The sequence below is a fragment of the Streptomyces sp. NPDC008317 genome, assembly GCF_042955955.1.
In the GTDB taxonomy this organism is placed as follows: Bacteria; Actinomycetota; Actinomycetes; order Streptomycetales; family Streptomycetaceae; genus Actinacidiphila.
Genome location: NZ_JBIBFQ010000004.1, coordinates 186400 through 203796, shown reverse-complemented (window position 1 = coordinate 203796; position 17397 = coordinate 186400). Strand labels below are relative to the sequence as shown.

Sequence of the window (17397 nt, the reverse complement as noted above, 5' to 3'; positions counted from 1 at the left end):
TGAACGACATGACCCGAGACCGCCGTCCCCAGGTGTGGCTCTCCGTGCCGCCCGAGGGCGTGGACGGACTGCCGGACGCCTTCGAGTACGTCTTCTGGGACGGTGACGGCGACTTCCCCGCCGACCCGGCGGACGCCGCCTTCTACGTCGTCCCCTACATGAAGGGCGCGACCGCGGGAGCGCTGCCGCTGCCGCGGATGACCGGGGTGCGCGCCGTGCAGACGCTCAGCGCCGGAGTGGACCACATCCTGCCGCACCTGGAGCGACTGCCGCCCGGCGTGAGCCTGTGCAACGCGCGCGGGGTGCACGAGGCGAGCACCGCGGAACTCGCCCTCGCGCTCGTCCTCGCCTCGCTGCGCGGCATCCCGCGCTTCGTGCGCGGCCAGGACGCCGAGGAGTGGCACGGCGGTTTCTACCCGGCGCTCGCCGACCGCGAGGTGCTGATCGTCGGGTACGGCTCGATCGGAGCGGCCGTCGAGGAGCGGCTGATCCCGTTCGAGTGCGAGGTGGTGCGGGTGGCGCGCGGCGCCAGGAACGCGCCGCGCGGACCGGTGCACGCCCTCTCCGAGCTGCCGCGCCTCCTTCCGTCCGCCGACGTGGTGGTGCTCACCACTCCGCTGACCGAGCAGACCCGCGGCCTGGCCGGCGCGGAGTTCCTGGCCCGGATGAAGGACGGCGCGCTGCTGGTGAACATGGCGCGCGGCCCGGTCGTCGACACCGAGGCGCTGCTCGCCGAGACCGGGGCGGGGCGGCTGACCGCGGCGCTCGACGTCACCGACCCCGAACCGCTGCCCGCGGGGCACCCGTTGTGGCACGCGCCGGGCGTGCTGATCAGCCCGCACGTGGGCGGCAGCACCTCGGCCTTCATGCCGCGCGCCCAGCGGCTGATCCGCGAGCAGCTCGTACGCTTCGCGGCCGGTGAACCGCTGGAGAACGTCGTCGCGACGAGCTGACCCGGCTGGCCGAGCGACCGGCCGACCGGCCGATGGGCGGACCGAGACGTCCCGCGCACGGCCGCCGGGGCGCGGCCGACGCGTATGCGTGAGGCGGGACGGGCACGCCTACAGCACGGGGGAGGACGGCCCTTCGGCACGCGGCGACCGCACGCGTGTCCGCCATCTTCCCTGTGGTTACGCTGAGTAGAGGAACTATGTCCCTGAGTGACGGATCTGGTGTATCGTCCCGATCGGGGGACTCACCGGGGCCGGGAGGGACGGCCACGGTGATGTGAACGACGAGCAAGTGAAGGGGGGCGACGGGCGATGCACGGCCGATGGATTCACTCCGGTCACTCCAGCGCGCGGGCCCAGAGCGCCGTACTGAGCAGCACACCGCGGCCGTTCGGCCCGCGCCGACGACACCGGACCGCACGGTGAGCTCCACCGGGGCGGTGCTCGCCCGCCCTTCGGCGCGCGGCGGCCGGGCGGGCCTGCTGCCCCAACTCCTGGTCGCGGTCCTGTGCGGCGGCTACACCACCGGCGCCGTGCTCGGCTGGGGCTCCAGCGAAGTCGCCCTGGTCATGGGCGACTTCGGACTCTCCGCCGCCGCGGCCACCGCCACCGTCTCCTCGCTGGTCTACGCGCGCAAGGTCTGCGGCCAACACCGCCCTGCCTGGCTGCTGTTCGCGGTCTCCTCCGCGATGGTCGCGCTCGGCAACGGCATCTGGGGCTGGTACGAGGTGGTGCTGCGCCGCCCGGTGCCGCAGACCTCCGCCGCCGACTTCTGCTTCCTGATGTTCGCGCCGCCCGCCATCATCGGCCTGCTCGTCCTGGCCAAACGCCCGGTCACCAGAGCCGGTTGGGTCTGCCTGGCGCTGGACGCGTCGCTGATCGGCGGCTCGCTGCTCACCTTGTCGTGGAGCCTGGCGCTCGCCCACACCGCGGCCTGGGACGGCCCGAGCACCGCCCGCATGGCGCTCTCGCTGGCCTACCCGCTGCTGGACATCGTCCTGGTCAGCATGGTGCTCGCCCTGCACTTCCGGCGCTCGGCCGCCAACCGCGCCGCGGTCAACACCGCCATCGCCGCGCTCGCCATGACCGTGCTGTGCGACGCCCTGTTCACCTCGCCGATCCTGCGCGAGCACTACCGCTCGGGCCAGATCCTCGACGCGGGCTGGTTCGCGGGCAGCATGCTGCTGGCGTACGCGCCGTGGACCGGCACCCGCACCGACCCGGTGCGGCGCACCGCCACCGCGACCCGCAAGGTCACCGGCTCGCTCGCCGCCCTCACGCCGTATCTGGCCGCCGCCGTCTGCACTCTCGGCATCCTCTACAACGTGATCACCGGCCAGAAGTGCGACCGCGTCGTCCTCTTCACCGGCTGCACCGTCGTCCTCGCCCTCGTCGTACGCCAGGGCATCATGCTGCTCGACAACATCTCGCTCACCCAGGAACTGGCCCAGAAGGAGAACCACTTCCGCTCCCTGGTCCAGGGGTCGAGCGACGTCATCATGATCGCCGCGCCCACCGGAGTGCTGCGCTACGTCAGCCCCGCCGCGCAGGGCGTCTACGGCCGCGACCCGGAGGAGCTGGTCGGCACCGAACTGGCCGCGCACATCCACCCCGACGACCTGGGACGCGTCGTCCACGAGGTCCGCAGATTCCTCGCCGCGCCGCCCGGCGACGAACCCGCGACCAGGATCGAGTGCCGCATCCGCTCCGGCCACACCCGCAACCAGGACGGCTCGATGGCCGACGACTGCTGGCTCAGCGTCGAGTCCAGCGTCAACCGCTACCAGGGCGGCCTGATCTTCAACAGCCGGGACGTCACCGAACGCGTCCGGCTCCAGGCCCAGTTGCAGCACAACGCCTCGCACGACCCGCTCACCGACCTGCCCAACCGCGCGCTGTTCACCGAGCGCGTCACCCGCGCCCTGAGCGGCCGGAGGGCCGGTGACGCCCACGCCGCCCTGCTCTACGTCGACCTCGACGGCTTCAAGGCCGTCAACGACACGGTCGGCCACCAGGCGGGCGACGAACTGCTGGTCCAGGCCGCCCGGCGGATACGGGACGCGCTGCGCTCCGGCGACACCGCGGCCCGGCTCGGCGGCGACGAGTTCGCCGCCCTGGTCTGCGGCGCCAGCGCCGACCCGCGTGAGCGCGAGTTCCAGATCCTCGACATCGCGGAACGCCTGCGGTCGGTGCTCTGCGAGCCGTACCGCGTGGAGGGCGGCGAGGTACGGGTCGCCGCCAGCATCGGCATCGCCTTCGCCGAACCCGGCGCCACCCCCGGCGAGCTGATGCGCAACGCGGACCTGGCGATGTACCGCGCCAAGCAGGCGGGCAAGGGCCGCGTCGAGGTCTACGCACCGCAGATGCAGGCCGACGTCGTCCGCCGCACCGAACTGGCCGGCAGGCTCCGCAAGGCGCTGCACGACGGCGAGTTCACCCTGCTCCACCAGCCCGTGGTGGAACTGGACAGCGGCCGGGTCACCTCCGTCGAGGCGCAGGCCCGCTGGCGGTCCGCGCAGGGCATCCTCTTCACCCCCGCCGAATTCCTGCGCGCCACCGAGGACACCGACCGTTCCTTAGAACTGGGGCGGTGGCTGCTGGAACAGGCGGTGGAGCAGGCGGCGCTGCGGTACGGGGCCGGTCACACCGTCCCCGTCGCCGTCCGGCTCCCCGCCCACCGCCTGCTCCACCGCGACCTCCCCGTGTCCGGCATCGAGACCATGCTCACCCGGCACGGACTGCCCCCCGGCGGCCTCGTCCTGGAGCTGGCGGGCGGCGACCCCCGGATCGCCCTGGACGACCTGGAACGGCGGCTGTCGGCGCTGCGCAGGATGGGCGTACGGATCGCGCTCGGCGGCTTCGGCGGCGGCTATGCCTCGCTCATCGCGCTGCGCAGACTCCCCGTCGACCTCGTCAAGCTCGACCGCTGCTTCGTGGAGGGCGTCGTGGAGTCGGCCCGGCTGCACAAGATCACCCGCGGTCTGCTGCGGATCGCCCACGACCTGGGCGTGGGCAGCGTCGCCGACGGCGTGGACCGCCCCGAGCAACTGCACGTCCTGCGCGACATGGGCTGTACGCACGGCCAGGGCATGGCCTTCTCGGGGCCGCTGGACGAGCACCGGCTGCGCGGCTCGCTGACCCGCGGCGGCTATCCCGTACCGCGGGAAACACCCCGTGAACAGGTCACATCGAACGGACTTCCGCTGCCCTCGCGTCGCTCAAATACTGAGACGCGTGTCCCACCGGCTTGACACCCGCCGGGGTCCGGGAGGAAGGTCAAGGCCATGCGCACCCGAATTCTCGTACTTGGAAAGCGCGTCGGCTGACCGAGGCCGTACAGCCTCGCACACGCACCGACGCGCTCCCCTCGCTTGCCTCACGGCACGAGGGGTTTTTTGTTGTCCGGCCCCCGTCGGACACCCCCACAAAACCCTCATCACCCCCATCTTCGAGAGAAGAGAACGCAGATGACCGAGCAGGCCAACGGGTCCCACCATCCGCAGCCGCGGACCCGCAGCGCGGCTCCCGCCGCAGCAGCCACCCCCGAGCGCATGACGGGCGCGCAGTCGCTCATCCGCTCCCTCGAGGCCGTTGGCGCCGACACGGTATTCGGCATTCCCGGGGGCGCGATCCTGCCCGCGTACGACCCGCTCATGGACTCCGCGAAGGTCCGGCACATCCTGGTCAGGCACGAGCAGGGCGCCGGTCACGCCGCCACCGGCTACGCGCAGGCCACCGGCAAGGTCGGCGTGTGCATGGCCACCTCGGGCCCCGGCGCGACCAACCTCGTCACGCCGATCGCCGACGCCCACATGGACTCGGTGCCGATCGTCGCCATCACCGGGCAGGTCGCCGCCAAGGCCATCGGGACCGACGCCTTCCAGGAGGCGGACATCTGCGGCATCACCATGCCGATCACCAAGCACAACTTCCTGGTCACCGACGCGGCCGACATCCCGCGCACCATCGCCGAGGCGTTCCACATCGCCTCCACCGGCCGCCCCGGCCCGGTCCTGGTCGACATCGCCAAGGACGCGATGCAGAACGAGACGACGTTCTCCTGGCCGCCGCAGCAGGACCTGCCCGGCTACCGCCCGGTGACCAAGCCGCACGCCAAGCAGATCCGCGAGGCCGCCCGGCTGATCAACGAGGCCAAGCGCCCCGTGCTCTACGTCGGCGGCGGCGTCATGAAGGCCCGCGCCACCGGCGAGCTGCGCATCCTCGCGGAACTGACCGGCGCGCCCGTCACCACCACCTTGATGGCGCTCGGCTCCTTCCCCGACAGCCACCCGCAGCACGTCGGCATGCCCGGCATGCACGGCGACGTCGCCGCGGTCACCGCGCTCCAGAAGGCCGACCTGATCGTCGCCCTCGGCGCCCGCTTCGACGACCGCGTCACCGGCCGCCTCGACACCTTCGCGCCGTACGCCAAGGTCGTGCACGCCGACATCGACCCGGCCGAGATCTCCAAGAACCGCGTCGCGGACGTCCCGATCGTCGGTGACGCCCGCGAGGTGCTCGCCGATCTGATCGTCGCCGTCCAGGCCGACCACGAGGCCGGTCACAAGGGCGACTACACCGGCTGGTGGGAGCACCTGAACTTCTGGCGCAACACCTACCCGCTCGGCTACGACCTGCCCTCCGACGGCAGCCTGTCCCCGCAGCAGGTCATCGAGCGGATCGGCCAACTCGCCCCGGAGGGCACGCTGTTCGCCGCGGGCGTCGGCCAGCACCAGATGTGGGCCGCCCAGTTCATCAAGTACGAGAAGCCCTCCACCTGGTTCAACTCCGGCGGCGCGGGCACCATGGGCTACGCGGTCCCGGCCGCCATGGGCGCCAAGGCCGGCCGCCCCGACGCCACGGTCTGGGCGATCGACGGCGACGGCTGCTTCCAGATGACCAACCAGGAACTGGTCACCTGCGCGCTCAACAACATCCCGATCAAGATCGCGATCATCAACAACGGCGCGCTGGGCATGGTCCGCCAGTGGCAGAACCTCTTCTACGGCGAGCGGTTCTCCAACACCGTGCTGCACTCCGGCGCCGAGAACGTCCCCGGCTCCACGCAGGGCGTCGGCTCCATCCAGAACCGCGGCACCCGCGTCCCGGACTTCGTGAAGCTGTCCGAGGCGATGGGCTGCGTGGGCTTGCGCTGCGAGACCCCCGAGGAACTGGACGCGGTCATCGCCAAGGCCAACTCCATCAACGACCGCCCCGTCGTCGTGGACTTCATCGTCCACGAGGACGCGATGGTGTGGCCGATGGTCGCCGCAGGCACCTCCAACGACGAGATCATGGCCGCCCGCGACGTCCGCCCGGACTTCAGCGACGAGCTGGACGACTGAAGCGACCGCGGACACGTGAGAGAAGGAATCCCGACCATGTCCAAGCACACCCTCTCCGTCCTGGTGGAGAACAAGCCCGGTGTCCTCGCCCGGATCACGGCGCTGTTCTCCCGGCGCGGCTTCAACATCGACTCCCTCGCGGTCGGCACCACCGAGCACCCCGAGATCTCCCGCATCACCATCGTGGTCAACGTGCTGGACGAACTGCCGTTGGAGCAGGTCACCAAGCAGCTCAACAAGCTCGTCAACGTGCTGAAGATCGTCGAACTCGACCCCGCGTCGGCGGTTCAGCGCGAACTCGTTCTGGTGAAGGTGCGGGCCGACAACGACTCGCGCTCCCAGATCGTGGAGATCGTCCAGCTCTTCCGCGCCAAGACCGTGGACGTCTCCCCGGAGGCCGTCACCATCGAGGCCACCGGCGGCGCCGACAAGCTGGAGGCCATGCTCAAGATGCTGGAGCCCTTCGGCATCAAGGAACTCGTCCAGTCCGGCACCATCGCCGTCGGCCGGGGCGCCCGTTCCATCACCGACCGCAGCCTGCGCGCGCTGGACCGCTCCGCGTAGCACCGCGGCGTCACGTAACGCCTCCTCGCCCGAATCCGTATGGCGAGACCCCGCAACCCCCGTGTCCCCACCCGTCGTACGGTGGGCCGTACAACCCGATCCAAGGAGAGACCCGAAGTGGCCGAGCTGTTCTACGACGACGACGCCGACCTGTCCATCATCCAGGGCCGCAAGGTCGCGGTCATCGGATACGGCAGCCAGGGCCACGCCCACGCGCTGTCGCTGCGTGACTCGGGCGTCGACGTGCGCGTCGGTCTGCACGAGGGCTCCAAGTCCAAGACCGTGGCCGAGGAGCAGGGCCTGCGCGTGGTGTCGGTGGCCGAGGCCGCCGCCGAGGCCGACGTGATCATGATCCTGGTCCCGGACCCGATCCAGGCCAAGGTCTACGAGGAGTCCATCAAGGACAACCTGAAGGACGGCGACGCCCTCTTCTTCGGCCACGGCCTCAACATCCGGTTCGGCTTCATCAAGCCGCCGGCCGGTGTCGACGTGTGCATGGTCGCCCCCAAGGGCCCCGGCCACCTGGTCCGCCGTCAGTACGAGGAAGGCCGCGGCGTGCCCTGCATCGCCGCCGTCGAGCAGGACGCCACCGGCAAGGGCTTCCCGCTGGCCCTGTCGTACGCCAAGGGCATCGGCGGCACCCGCGCCGGCGTCATCAAGACCACCTTCACCGAGGAGACCGAGACCGACCTCTTCGGTGAGCAGGCGGTCCTGTGCGGCGGCACCTCCGCGCTGGTCAAGGCCGGCTTCGAGACCCTGGTCGAGGCGGGCTACCAGCCGGAGATCGCGTACTTCGAGTGCCTCCACGAGCTGAAGCTGATCGTGGACCTCATGTACGAGGGCGGCCTGGAGAAGATGCGCTGGTCGGTCTCCGAGACCGCCGAGTGGGGCGACTACGTCTCCGGCCCGCGGATCATCAACGAGAACACCAAGGCCGAGATGAAGAAGATCCTCGGCGAGATCCAGGACGGCACCTTCGCCAACAACTGGATCGCCGAGTACAACGCCGGTCTGCCGAAGTACAACGAGTACAAGAAGGCCGACGAGGACCACCTGCTGGAGACGACCGGCCGCAAGCTGCGCAAGCTGATGAGCTGGGTCGACGAAGAGGCGTAACACCCCTCACGCGGTCTCGGGGGCTCTCGGCCGCCGGGCGGGCCAAGGGGTCTGTCCGGCGGGTGAGAAGCCCCTTGGCCGTGGCGTACAACCACCTTCGGGTGATCCTTACACCAAGGCGTAGGGTGCCCGTCAACGCGCCGATACACTGCCTTAACAAGCGCGTCAGGCTCACAGCGTCGTGCGTCTTCCACGCGGCATGCCATCCCCTCCCTCCCTGGAGCGACCGCGGGACCGGCCGCCCACGAAGGACAAGTGAGGACCACGTGAGCCAGAAGCCTGTCGTACTCATCGCAGAAGAGCTGTCGCCCGCCACGGTGGACGCGCTCGGCCCGGACTTCGAGATCCGGCACTGCAACGGGGCGGACCGAGCCGACCTGCTGTCCGCGATCACCGATGTCGACGCCATCTTGATCCGCAGCGCCACCAAGGTCGACGCGGAAGCCGTAGCCGCCGCGAGCAAACTCCGGGTCGTCGCCCGCGCGGGCGTCGGCCTCGACAACGTCGACGTCTCCGCCGCCACCAAGGCCGGCGTCATGGTCGTCAACGCGCCGACCTCCAACATCGTGACCGCCGCCGAGCTGGCCTGCGGTCTGATCATCGCCACCGCGCGCAACATCGCCCCGGCCAACGCCGCGCTCAAGAACGGCGAGTGGAAGCGGAACAAGTACACCGGCGTCGAGCTGAGCGAGAAGACCCTCGGCGTCGTCGGCCTCGGCCGGATCGGCGTGCTGGTCGCCCAGCGGATGTCCGCCTTCGGGATGAACATCGTCGCGTACGACCCCTATGTGCAGCCCGCGCGCGCCGCGCAGATGGGCGTCAAGCTGCTCACGCTGGACGAGCTGCTCGAAGCCGCGGACTTCATCACCGTGCACCTGCCCAAGACGCCCGAGACGCTCGGCCTGATCGGTGACGAGGCGCTGCACAAGGTCAAGCCGTCGGTCCGGATCGTGAACGCCGCGCGCGGCGGGATCGTGGACGAGGAGGCGCTGGCCTCGGCGCTCAAGGAGGGCCGGGTCGCGGGCGCGGGTCTGGACGTATACAGCAAGGAGCCGTGCACCGACTCCCCGCTGTTCCAGTTCGACAACGTGGTGGCCACCCCGCACCTGGGCGCCTCCACCGACGAGGCGCAGGAGAAGGCGGGCATCGCCGTCGCCCGCTCGGTGCGCCTCGCGCTCGCCGGTGAGCTGGTCCCGGACGCGGTCAACGTCCAGGGCGGCGTCATCGCCGAGGACGTCAAGCCCGCTCTGCCGCTCGCCGAGAAGCTCGGCCGGATCTTCACCGCGCTGGCCGGGGAGGTCGCGGCCCGCCTCGACGTCGAGGTCTCCGGCGAGATCACCCAGCACGACGTGAAGGTGCTGGAACTCAGCGCGCTCAAGGGCGTGTTCGAGGACGTCGTCGCCGAGACGGTCTCCTACGTCAACGCGCCGCTGTTCGCGCAGGAGCGCGGAGTCGAGGTCCGCCTCACCACCAGCTCCGAGTCGCCCAACCACCGCAATCTGGTGACGGTGCGCGGCACGCTCGCCGACGGCACCGAGGTCTCGGTCTCCGGCACGCTGGCCGGGCCGAAGAACATCCAGAAGATCGTCGCGGTCGGCGACGTCGACACCGACCTGGTGCTCGCCGACCACATGGCCTTCCTGCGCTACACCGACCGCCCCGGCGTGGTCGGCACCCTCGGCCGCATCCTCGGCGAGGTCGGCGTCAACATCGCCGGTATGCAGGTCGCCCGCGCCGCCGCCGGCGGCGACGCGCTGGTCGCCCTCACCGTCGACTCCACGATCCCGGCCGGTGTCCTCAGCGACATCGCGGCGGAGATCGGCGCGACGTCCGCCCGCGCGGTGAACCTGACGGACTGACGGTCCGCACGCGTACGACGGCGCCGCCTCCCACCGGGTGTGGGGGGCGGCGCCGTCCGTATGTCCCGGCCGCCCTACAGCCGCGCCGCCTTCAGGGCCATATGGAGCAGCAGCCGCGACTCGCCGTCGGCCAGGTCGAGGCCGGTCAACTGCTCGATGCGCGAGAGCCGGTAGTAGAGAGTCTGGCGGTGGATGGCCAGCGCGGTGGCGGTGCGGCCGGCCTGCCCGGCGTTGTCGAGGAACGCCTCGGCGGTGTGGGCCAGTTCGCGGTGCGCGGGGGAGAGCAAGGGGGCGATCACCGGGTCCGGCGGGACGTCCGCCGGGAGCGCGGTCAGTAAACGGTAGGGGCCGATGCCCGACCACTTCGCGATCGGCCCGTGCAGCGGCTGCGCGAGCGCGGCGCGCGCCGCGTCCCCCGCCTCCCGCCACGCCTCCGGCAGCTCCGCGAGCGACTTGCGCCCGTCGCTGACCCCGGCCACCGCGCCCTCCGAGGCCACCTCCCCGAGCACCCGCGCCGCCGCCGACCTGGCCGTGGCCAGCAGTTGTACGGTGCGCAGCCGCACCAGCAGCGCGACGCAGTCGCCGCGCGGGCCCGGCACGAAACAGAGCGCGGCGGCCGACGGGATCGTCCGCGGCCCCGGCAGGTCGTCCTCGCCGCCGGACGGCGGCCGGATGCAGACCAGCGCGTGCGGCTCGTCGGCGTCCGGGCCGAGCGCCGTCCGCAGCGCGTCCTCCGCGTTGTCGCGGGCGGCGCGGGTGCGGGCGGTCAGCAGGTCGCGCAGCGCCCGGCCGGTGCCCGCGCCCTCGCGGGCCGTCACCGCGAGCCGGTCGCCGATCCTGGCGGCCACCGCCATCGCCGCGTCGAGCTGGGTGGCGGTGTGCTCGGCCTCGTCCAGCAGCCAGACGTAGCCGTGCACCACGCCGCCGTGCCGCACGGGCAGGCAGAGTCTGCCGCGGAAGACGCCCGCCGAGGGCGCGGCCGGAATCCGTACCGGCCCGGTGGCGCGGGTGATGCCGAACTGCTCGAACCAGGCGCGGACCTCGGTGGTGGAGCCGCGCGTGAGGATCGACCGGGTACGCACCGGGTCCGTCGCGCCGTCGTCACCGTCGTGCACGCCGAAGGCGATCAGCCGGAAGTCCCGGTCCTCCAAGGTCGCGGGCGCCCCCAGCAGCGCCGACACCTCGTCGACCAGCTCCTGGAGATCGCCGCCGAAGCCACTGAAACCGCCGCTGCCGCCGTAGTCACTACGCACTCGTCCATTCTCCCTCATACATCTGTATGAGGGACCACACCCTGATGCGTGACAGGTGTCGCTGGTCCAACGGGTAGGCGAATCCTAGATTCGGGGCGACGGCCGGGGACGGCCGTTCCCCCGTACCGCCCTCGTCCCGGAGGAGCCACCGTGCTCGGTCCCGTGTTGCTCGCCGCCTCGCGCAGCGACCGTATGCGCCGCGTCGTCGCCGCCGCACCCGTCACCCGTCCCGTGGTGAACCGCTTCATCGCGGGCGACGAACTGCGCCCCGCGATGGACACCGTGCGGTCGCTGACCGCCTCCGGCCTCGACGTCACCCTCGACCACCTCGGTGAGGACGTCACCGACCGGGCCACCGCGCAGGCCACCAGGGACGCGTATCTGCGGCTGCTGGAAGCGCTGCGGAACGACGGCCTCGGCAGCCGCGCCGAGGTGTCGGTGAAGCTGTCCGCCTTCGGCCAGACGCTGCCCGACGGCGGCCACGACATCGCGCTGGCCAACGTACGGCGGGTCGCCGAACTGGCCGCCGAGGTCGGCACCACCGTCACCCTCGACATGGAGGACCACACCACCGTCGACTCGACGCTGGCGATACTCCACGAGCTGCGCCGCGAGCACCCCGGCACCGGCGCCGTCCTCCAGTCGTATCTCTTCCGCACCGAGGACGACGCCCGCGCGCTGGCGGTCGCGGGCTCGCGCGTACGGCTGGTCAAGGGCGCGTACAAGGAGCCCGCCGAGGTCGCCTTCCAGGCCAAGGCCGACGTGGACAAGGCGTACGTCAGGGCGCTGCGCATCCTCTTCGCGGGCGACGGCTACCCGATGGTCGGCTCGCACGACCCGCGCATGATCGCCATCGCTCAGGACCTGGCGGCGCGCAACCACCGGCCGGCCGGGTCGTACGAGTTCCAGATGCTGTACGGCATCCGGGCCGCGGAGCAGCGGCGGCTCGCGGACGAAGGCGAACGTATGCGCATCTATGTGCCGTACGGCGCAGACTGGTACGGATACTTCATGCGCCGCCTCGCGGAGCGCCCGGCGAACCTCGCCTTCTTCCTCCGCTCCTTCCTCCCCGCCCGCTGATCCGGCCCGCCGGTCCCGGGCCCCTGATCCGCCCGTCGACTCCCGCCCGCTGATCCCCCTTTCTTCACCGAAGGAGAAACGCTTCATGGACGCCGTGACCCAGGTTCCCGCGCCGGTCAACGAGCCGGTGCACTCGTACGCGCCGGGCAGCCCGGAGCGCGCCCGTCTGGAGGCGAAGCTCAAGGAACTGGCGGGCAACCCCGTCGACCTGCCGATGTTCATCGGCGGCGAGCAGCGCATGGGCGGCGGCGAGCGCTCCGACGTCGTGCAGCCGCACAACCACGGCGCCGTGCTCGGCAGCTACGCCGAGGCCACCGCGCAGGACGCGCAGGACGCGGTCGACGCCGCGCTGGCCGCCGCCCCCGCCTGGCGCGCGATGGCCTTCGACGACCGCGCCGCGATCATCCTGCGCGCCGCGGAACTGCTCGCCGGACCCTGGCGCGAGACGATCGTGGCCTCCACGATGCTCGGCCAGGGCAAAACCGCCCAGCAGGCCGAGATCGACAGCCCCTGCGAACTGGTCGACTTCTGGCGGTTCAACGTCCACTTCGCGCGGCAGATCCTCGCCGAGCAGCCGGTCGCCAACGCCCCCGGCGTCTGGAACCGCCTCGACCACCGCCCGCTCGAAGGCTTCGTCTACGCGATCACGCCGTTCAACTTCACGGCCATCGCGGGCAATCTGCCCACCGCGCCCGCCCTGATGGGCAACGTCGTGGTGTGGAAGCCGTCGCCGACGCAGACCCACTCGGCCGTCCTGCTGATGAAGGTGCTGCGCGAGGCCGGGCTGCCCGACGGCGTCATCAACCTGGTGACTGGCAACGGCATCGCCGTATCCGAGGTCGCGCTGACCCACCCGGACCTCGCCGGTATCCACTTCACCGGCTCCACCAAGACCTTCCAGCACCTGTGGCGCACGGTCGGCGAGCACATCGAGGGCTACAAGTCCTACCCCCGGATCGTCGGCGAGACCGGCGGCAAGGACTTCGTGGTCGCGCACCCGTCCGCCGACCCCGCGATCCTGAAGACCGCGCTGACCCGCGGCTCCTTCGAGTACCAGGGCCAGAAGTGCTCGGCCTCCTCCCGCGCCTACATCCCGCGCTCGATCTGGGACGGCGGCTTCAAGGAGGAGTTCGCGGCCGAGGTCGACGGCATCACCATGGGCGACGTCACCGACCTGTCCAACTTCCTCGGCGCCGTCATCGACGAGCGGTCCTTCGCCAAGAACAAGGCCGCCATCGACCGCGCCAAGGCCGACCCGACGATCGAGGTCGTCGCGGGCGGCACGTACGACGACTCGGTCGGGTACTTCATCCGCCCGACCGTCCTGGTCTCCACCGACCCGGCCAACGAGATCTTCCGCGAGGAGTACTTCGGCCCGGTGCTCGGCGTGTACGTCTACGAGGACGCCGACTTCGAGACGATGCTCGCGCAGATGGAGTCGGTCTCGGCGTACGGCCTGACCGGCTCGGTCATCGCGCAGGACCGGGTCGCGGTGGCCGACGTGATGGAGAAGCTGCGGTTCGCCGCGGGCAACTTCTACATCAACGACAAGTCGACCGGCGCCGTCGTCGGCCAGCAGCCGTTCGGCGGCGGCCGGGCGTCGGGCACCAACGACAAGGCGGGCGCCGCGCAGAATCTGCTGCGCTGGACGTCCACGCGCTCCATCAAGGAGACGCTGGTCCCGCCGACGGACTACCGCTACCCGCACCAGGGCTGACCACGCCCTGCCCTCAGCGGCCCCCGTCACCGGTCCCCATCCGGTGGCGGGGGCCTCCTCATGGGTGACGGTCGTCTCAGATAGTAGGAAGTCCGAGTAATTGTGGCGACAGGACGGCCACGCTGACCTAACTTTGTAAGAAGCCGAACGTCTCGCTCCATCGAGCGAGCGGCGGATGCGAGCAGCGCCCTTCGCGCGGGTCACCCCCGCGGCGCCCGCTCCCCGCCCCGTTCCGTGGCGACCGCCATCCATCTCCTCAAGTTTTCCCTGGAGTTGATCACCATGGACGAGACCGCCCGCCAGAACGCCCTCCGCGCCCTCCAGCGCAGCATGGACCGCCGCGACAACGGCGGCAGCACGGGCCACGAGGCCCGCTGACCGCACCCCGCACGAGCGGCGCGCGGCCCGCGGCCGGCCCCGTGGCCCGGCCTCATGAGACCGGCTCCACACCACCGGTCTCACGGTTCCGGCCCTACCGCGCGCGCCGCGCCACCGTGAAGTGGTCGATCCGCGCACCCGTCTCCGCCAGCGCGGACACGGTCAGGGTCGACTCCCGCCCCGGCCGCGCGGGCTCGACGTCCACGGAGATGAACGAGTAGCCGGTGTAGCGGACCCGCGACCACTCGACGGTGTCGGCGACCTTGCCGCCGCCCTTCGCGGAGTGCCACGTCGTGACCGAGTCCACGTGGTGCTCCGCGCCCTCCACCGAGTCCGGCGCCGGGAAGTCGTACAGGCTGCGGCCCGCGCCGCCCGCGGTCACATAGACGACGCCGTCCGTCTCCGGCCGGGTCGTCGCACCGATCGCCACCTGCCGGGACACCTGCCCGCCGCGGATCGCGTCGGTCCGCTCGTACACGTGGTTGTGGCCGTTGATCACGAGGTCCACCCGGTGCTTCTCGAACAGCGGCACCCACTGCGCCTGCACACCGCCGTCCGAGGCGTGCGCGTTGGTGGTCGAGTACGCGCAGTGGTGGAAGAAGACCACCAGGAAGTCGATGCCGTGCTGCTTGCGGTACTGGCCGAGCGTCCGGTCCAGCCACGCGGTCTGCTTGCCGCCGGTGATCCCGTAGTTGGCCGGGATCTCGTACGAGACGTCGTTGGCGTCCAGCGCGATCACCGCGGTGTTGCCGTAGACGAAGGAGTACGAGCCCGGCTGGTTCTTCGGGTCGTGGCCGTTGCCGGGCAGCGCCCAGCGGGCCTCCTGGCCGCCGTAGCCGTTGGGCGAGTACCAGGCCTCCATGTCGTGGTTGCCGGTGGTCACCATCCACGGCACCCGCGCGGCCACCGACTCGGTCTGCGCGAGGAAGGAGTCCCAGGTGCGCGCGTCGTAGTCCGCGCCGTCCGCGGGCAGGCCCGCGCCGTCCGGGTCGGCGTAGCAGATGTCACCCGCGTGCAGGTGGAAGGCCGGGTTGCGGGCCAGGATCAGCGAGTCGTTGGCCAGTGCGTGGTAGCTGACGCCCTGGTCGCCGAAGGCGGTGAAGGTGAAGCGCTCCCGCTTGCTCTGCGAGGGAGCGGTGGTGAAGGAGCCCACGGTCGCGAAGGCGGCGGCGTCCGCCGGGTCGAAGCCCTCGTGGCCGACGCCGTAGTAGTAGGTGGTGTCGGGACGCAGCTTGTCCAGGGCCACGTGCAGGTAGAACTGGTCGACCGGCGGCAGCTTGCTGTTGAGGAGCTGCGGGGTGTGCAGCGCCCGCACCTCCGCCTCGATCTTGTGGCTGAGCGACCAGGGCTGGAGACCGACCCGCAGGAACGGCCTGCGGACCGCGAGCGGCACCTGCCAGGAGACCCGGAACTGGGTCTTCGGGTCGGGGCCGAAGGCGAGGTGGCGGCCGAACGGGGCGACCAGCGCGCCGTCGACGTGGTGCCCGGTGGCGGGCCGGCCGAGCAGCGTCGGGCCCGCGCCGGGGCTCGGGGTGCTCGCGGCGGCGACGCCGCTGAGGAGGCCGGAGGCGGCGATCGTGCCCGCGGCCGCGACACTGCCGCCGATGACCCGGCGGCGGGTCAGCTTGGCGCGCAGGTATTCGTGCTGCTCCGCCATGCTCATCCGACCGGCGAGCCTGGCGTCGATACCCATCTGTGGTGTGTCCATGACGCGCAATCTCCCAGCGCCGTCCTACCGTGGCCCGACTGGCGTCCGTCCGCGCGGTGAACGCGGCGTGGCGACCGGCTGACGCCCAGGATGCCGGATACCTCCGGTCGTCCGGCATGCGGACACGCCGTGTCAGGGGCTGGGACGCGGAGTAGGGTGCACGGCATGTCTCGCAGCATCAGCCTCGCAGTGATCCCCGGTGACGGAATCGGCCAGGAAGTCGTGACGGAGGGCCTCAAGGTCCTTGCCGCCGTGCTTCCGCAGGACGTCAAGCTGGAGACGGAGGAGTTCGACTTCGGCGCGAAGCGCTACCACGCCACCGGTCAGACGCTGACCGACGACGACCTCGGCCGGCTCAAGGCGCACGACGCAATCCTGCTGGGCGCGATCGGCGACCCGTCGGTGCCGTCGGGCGTGCTGGAGCGCGGCTTCCTGCTCAAGCTCCGCTTCGCCTTCGACCACCATGTGAACCTGCGGCCGAGCAAGCTGTTCCCCGGTGTCGCCTCGCCGCTCGCGGGCACCCCGGAGATCGACTTCGTCGTGGTCCGCGAGGGCACCGAGGGCCCGTACACCGGCAACGGCGGCTCGATCAGGACCGGCACCGAGCACGAGGTGGCCACCGAGGTCAGCCTGAACACCGCCTTCGGCATCGAGCGCGTGGTGCGCGACGCGTACGCCCGCGCCCAGGCCCGCCCCCGCAAGAAGCTCACGCTCGTGCACAAGAACAACGTGCTCGTGCACGCGGGCCACCTGTGGACCCGGATCTTCGAGCAGGTCGGCGCCGAGTTCCCCGAGGTCAGCACCGACTACCTGCACGTGGACGCGGCGACGATCTTCCTCGTCACGCAGCCCGAGCGGTTCGACGTGATCGTCACCGACAACCTCTTCGGCGACATCATCACCGACCTGGCCGCGGCCGTCTCCGGCGGCATCGGCGTGGCCGCCAGCGGCAACATCAACCCCAGCCGCGACTTCCCCTCGATGTTCGAGCCGGTGCACGGCTCCGCGCCCGACATCGCGGGCCAGTCCAAGGCCGACCCGACCGCTACCGTGCTCTCGGTCGCCCTGCTCCTGCGGCACCTCGGTTACGAGGCCGAGGCCGAGCGGATCGACGCCGCCGTCCAGGCCGACCTGTCCGAGCGCACCGGACAGCCCGCCCGCAGCACGGTCGCGATCGGTGACGCGCTGGCCGCCCGGGTATCCGCCTGACGCGGCGGTCCGACCTCGAGGCCAGGGGCTGCCCCGGCCCCACCTGTAGGTACCCGGCCCCACCGCTGCGATAATCGGCGGTGGGGCCGCGGTGCGACCGGATGCTCGGACGTCCTAGGACCTGTCCCGGTGTCCCCGCCGCCACGACGGCGAACGACAACGGCTGACCTGCGCTGACAGCACCTGCCAGCGCACGACGGCGAACGACGGCGAACGAC

At 71.2% G+C, this 17397-nt stretch carries 12 protein-coding genes; 10 read left to right on the top strand and 2 right to left on the bottom strand.

What is annotated here, in order from left to right; translation table 11 throughout:
* Positions 1–8 precede the first annotated feature (8 nt).
* The 6 genes from ACFY9V_RS14365 to serA all read left to right on the top strand — a co-directional run bounded on the left by ACFY9V_RS14365 (position 9) and on the right by serA (position 9834).
* On the top strand, positions 9–953 hold the full coding sequence (locus ACFY9V_RS14365) for an NAD(P)-dependent oxidoreductase (RefSeq protein ID WP_391044844.1): 945 nt from the start codon (positions 9–11) through the stop codon (positions 951–953).
* 419 nt (positions 954–1372) lie between these two features.
* Positions 1373–4201, top strand: coding sequence for an EAL domain-containing protein (locus ACFY9V_RS14360; protein ID WP_355348113.1), 2829 nt, complete (start codon positions 1373–1375; stop codon positions 4199–4201).
* 216 nt (positions 4202–4417) lie between these two features.
* Positions 4418–6295: an acetolactate synthase large subunit gene (locus ACFY9V_RS14355; RefSeq protein ID WP_355348116.1), complete on the top strand. Its 1878-nt coding sequence runs from the start codon at positions 4418–4420 to the stop codon at positions 6293–6295.
* Between the two features lie 36 nt (positions 6296–6331).
* Positions 6332–6859: an acetolactate synthase small subunit gene (ilvN, locus tag ACFY9V_RS14350; RefSeq protein WP_188284938.1), complete on the top strand. Its 528-nt coding sequence runs from the start codon at positions 6332–6334 to the stop codon at positions 6857–6859.
* A 117-nt stretch (positions 6860–6976) separates the two neighbouring features.
* Complete coding sequence (gene ilvC / locus ACFY9V_RS14345; RefSeq protein ID WP_355348120.1) at positions 6977–7975, top strand: ketol-acid reductoisomerase; 999 nt, start codon at positions 6977–6979, stop codon at positions 7973–7975.
* Positions 7976–8241: 266 nt separating this feature from the next.
* A complete protein-coding gene (gene serA / locus ACFY9V_RS14340) occupies positions 8242–9834 on the top strand; it encodes a phosphoglycerate dehydrogenase (protein ID WP_355348123.1) in 1593 nt (530 codons plus the stop codon).
* A gap of 74 nt (positions 9835–9908) precedes the next feature.
* Here serA and ACFY9V_RS14335 read toward each other — a convergent pair whose 3' ends face one another.
* The gene (locus ACFY9V_RS14335; protein WP_355348126.1) at positions 9909–11105 is read right to left on the bottom strand and encodes a helix-turn-helix domain-containing protein; all 1197 of its coding nucleotides are present in this window, start codon (positions 11103–11105) and stop codon (positions 9909–9911) included.
* A gap of 132 nt (positions 11106–11237) precedes the next feature.
* Here ACFY9V_RS14335 and ACFY9V_RS14330 point away from each other — a divergent pair, with 132 nt between their 5' ends.
* The 3 genes from ACFY9V_RS14330 (at position 11238) to ACFY9V_RS14320 (ending at position 14262) form a co-directional block, all read left to right on the top strand.
* The gene (locus ACFY9V_RS14330; RefSeq protein ID WP_355348129.1) at positions 11238–12167 is read left to right on the top strand and encodes a proline dehydrogenase family protein; all 930 of its coding nucleotides are present in this window, start codon (positions 11238–11240) and stop codon (positions 12165–12167) included.
* Positions 12168–12252: 85 nt separating this feature from the next.
* Entirely contained in the window at positions 12253–13884 is a 1632-nt protein-coding gene (gene pruA, locus ACFY9V_RS14325; protein WP_391161489.1) for an L-glutamate gamma-semialdehyde dehydrogenase, read from the top strand.
* A 234-nt stretch (positions 13885–14118) separates the two neighbouring features.
* Positions 14119–14262 (top strand): hypothetical protein, encoded by a 144-nt coding sequence (locus ACFY9V_RS14320; protein WP_188284990.1) that lies wholly within the window; start codon positions 14119–14121, stop codon positions 14260–14262.
* 94 nt (positions 14263–14356) lie between these two features.
* Here the strand turns inward: ACFY9V_RS14320 and ACFY9V_RS14315 are convergent, their stop codons facing one another.
* Positions 14357–15970: a fibronectin type III domain-containing protein gene (locus ACFY9V_RS14315; RefSeq protein ID WP_391161488.1), complete on the bottom strand. Its 1614-nt coding sequence runs from the start codon at positions 15968–15970 to the stop codon at positions 14357–14359.
* Between the two features lie 165 nt (positions 15971–16135).
* On the opposite strand from ACFY9V_RS14315, the gene ACFY9V_RS14310 reads away from it, so the two are divergent.
* Positions 16136–17179 carry a 3-isopropylmalate dehydrogenase gene (locus tag ACFY9V_RS14310; RefSeq protein WP_391161487.1) on the top strand — a complete coding sequence of 348 codons (1044 nt, stop codon included), beginning with the start codon at positions 16136–16138 and terminating at the stop codon, positions 17177–17179.
* Positions 17180–17397 lie beyond the last annotated feature (218 nt).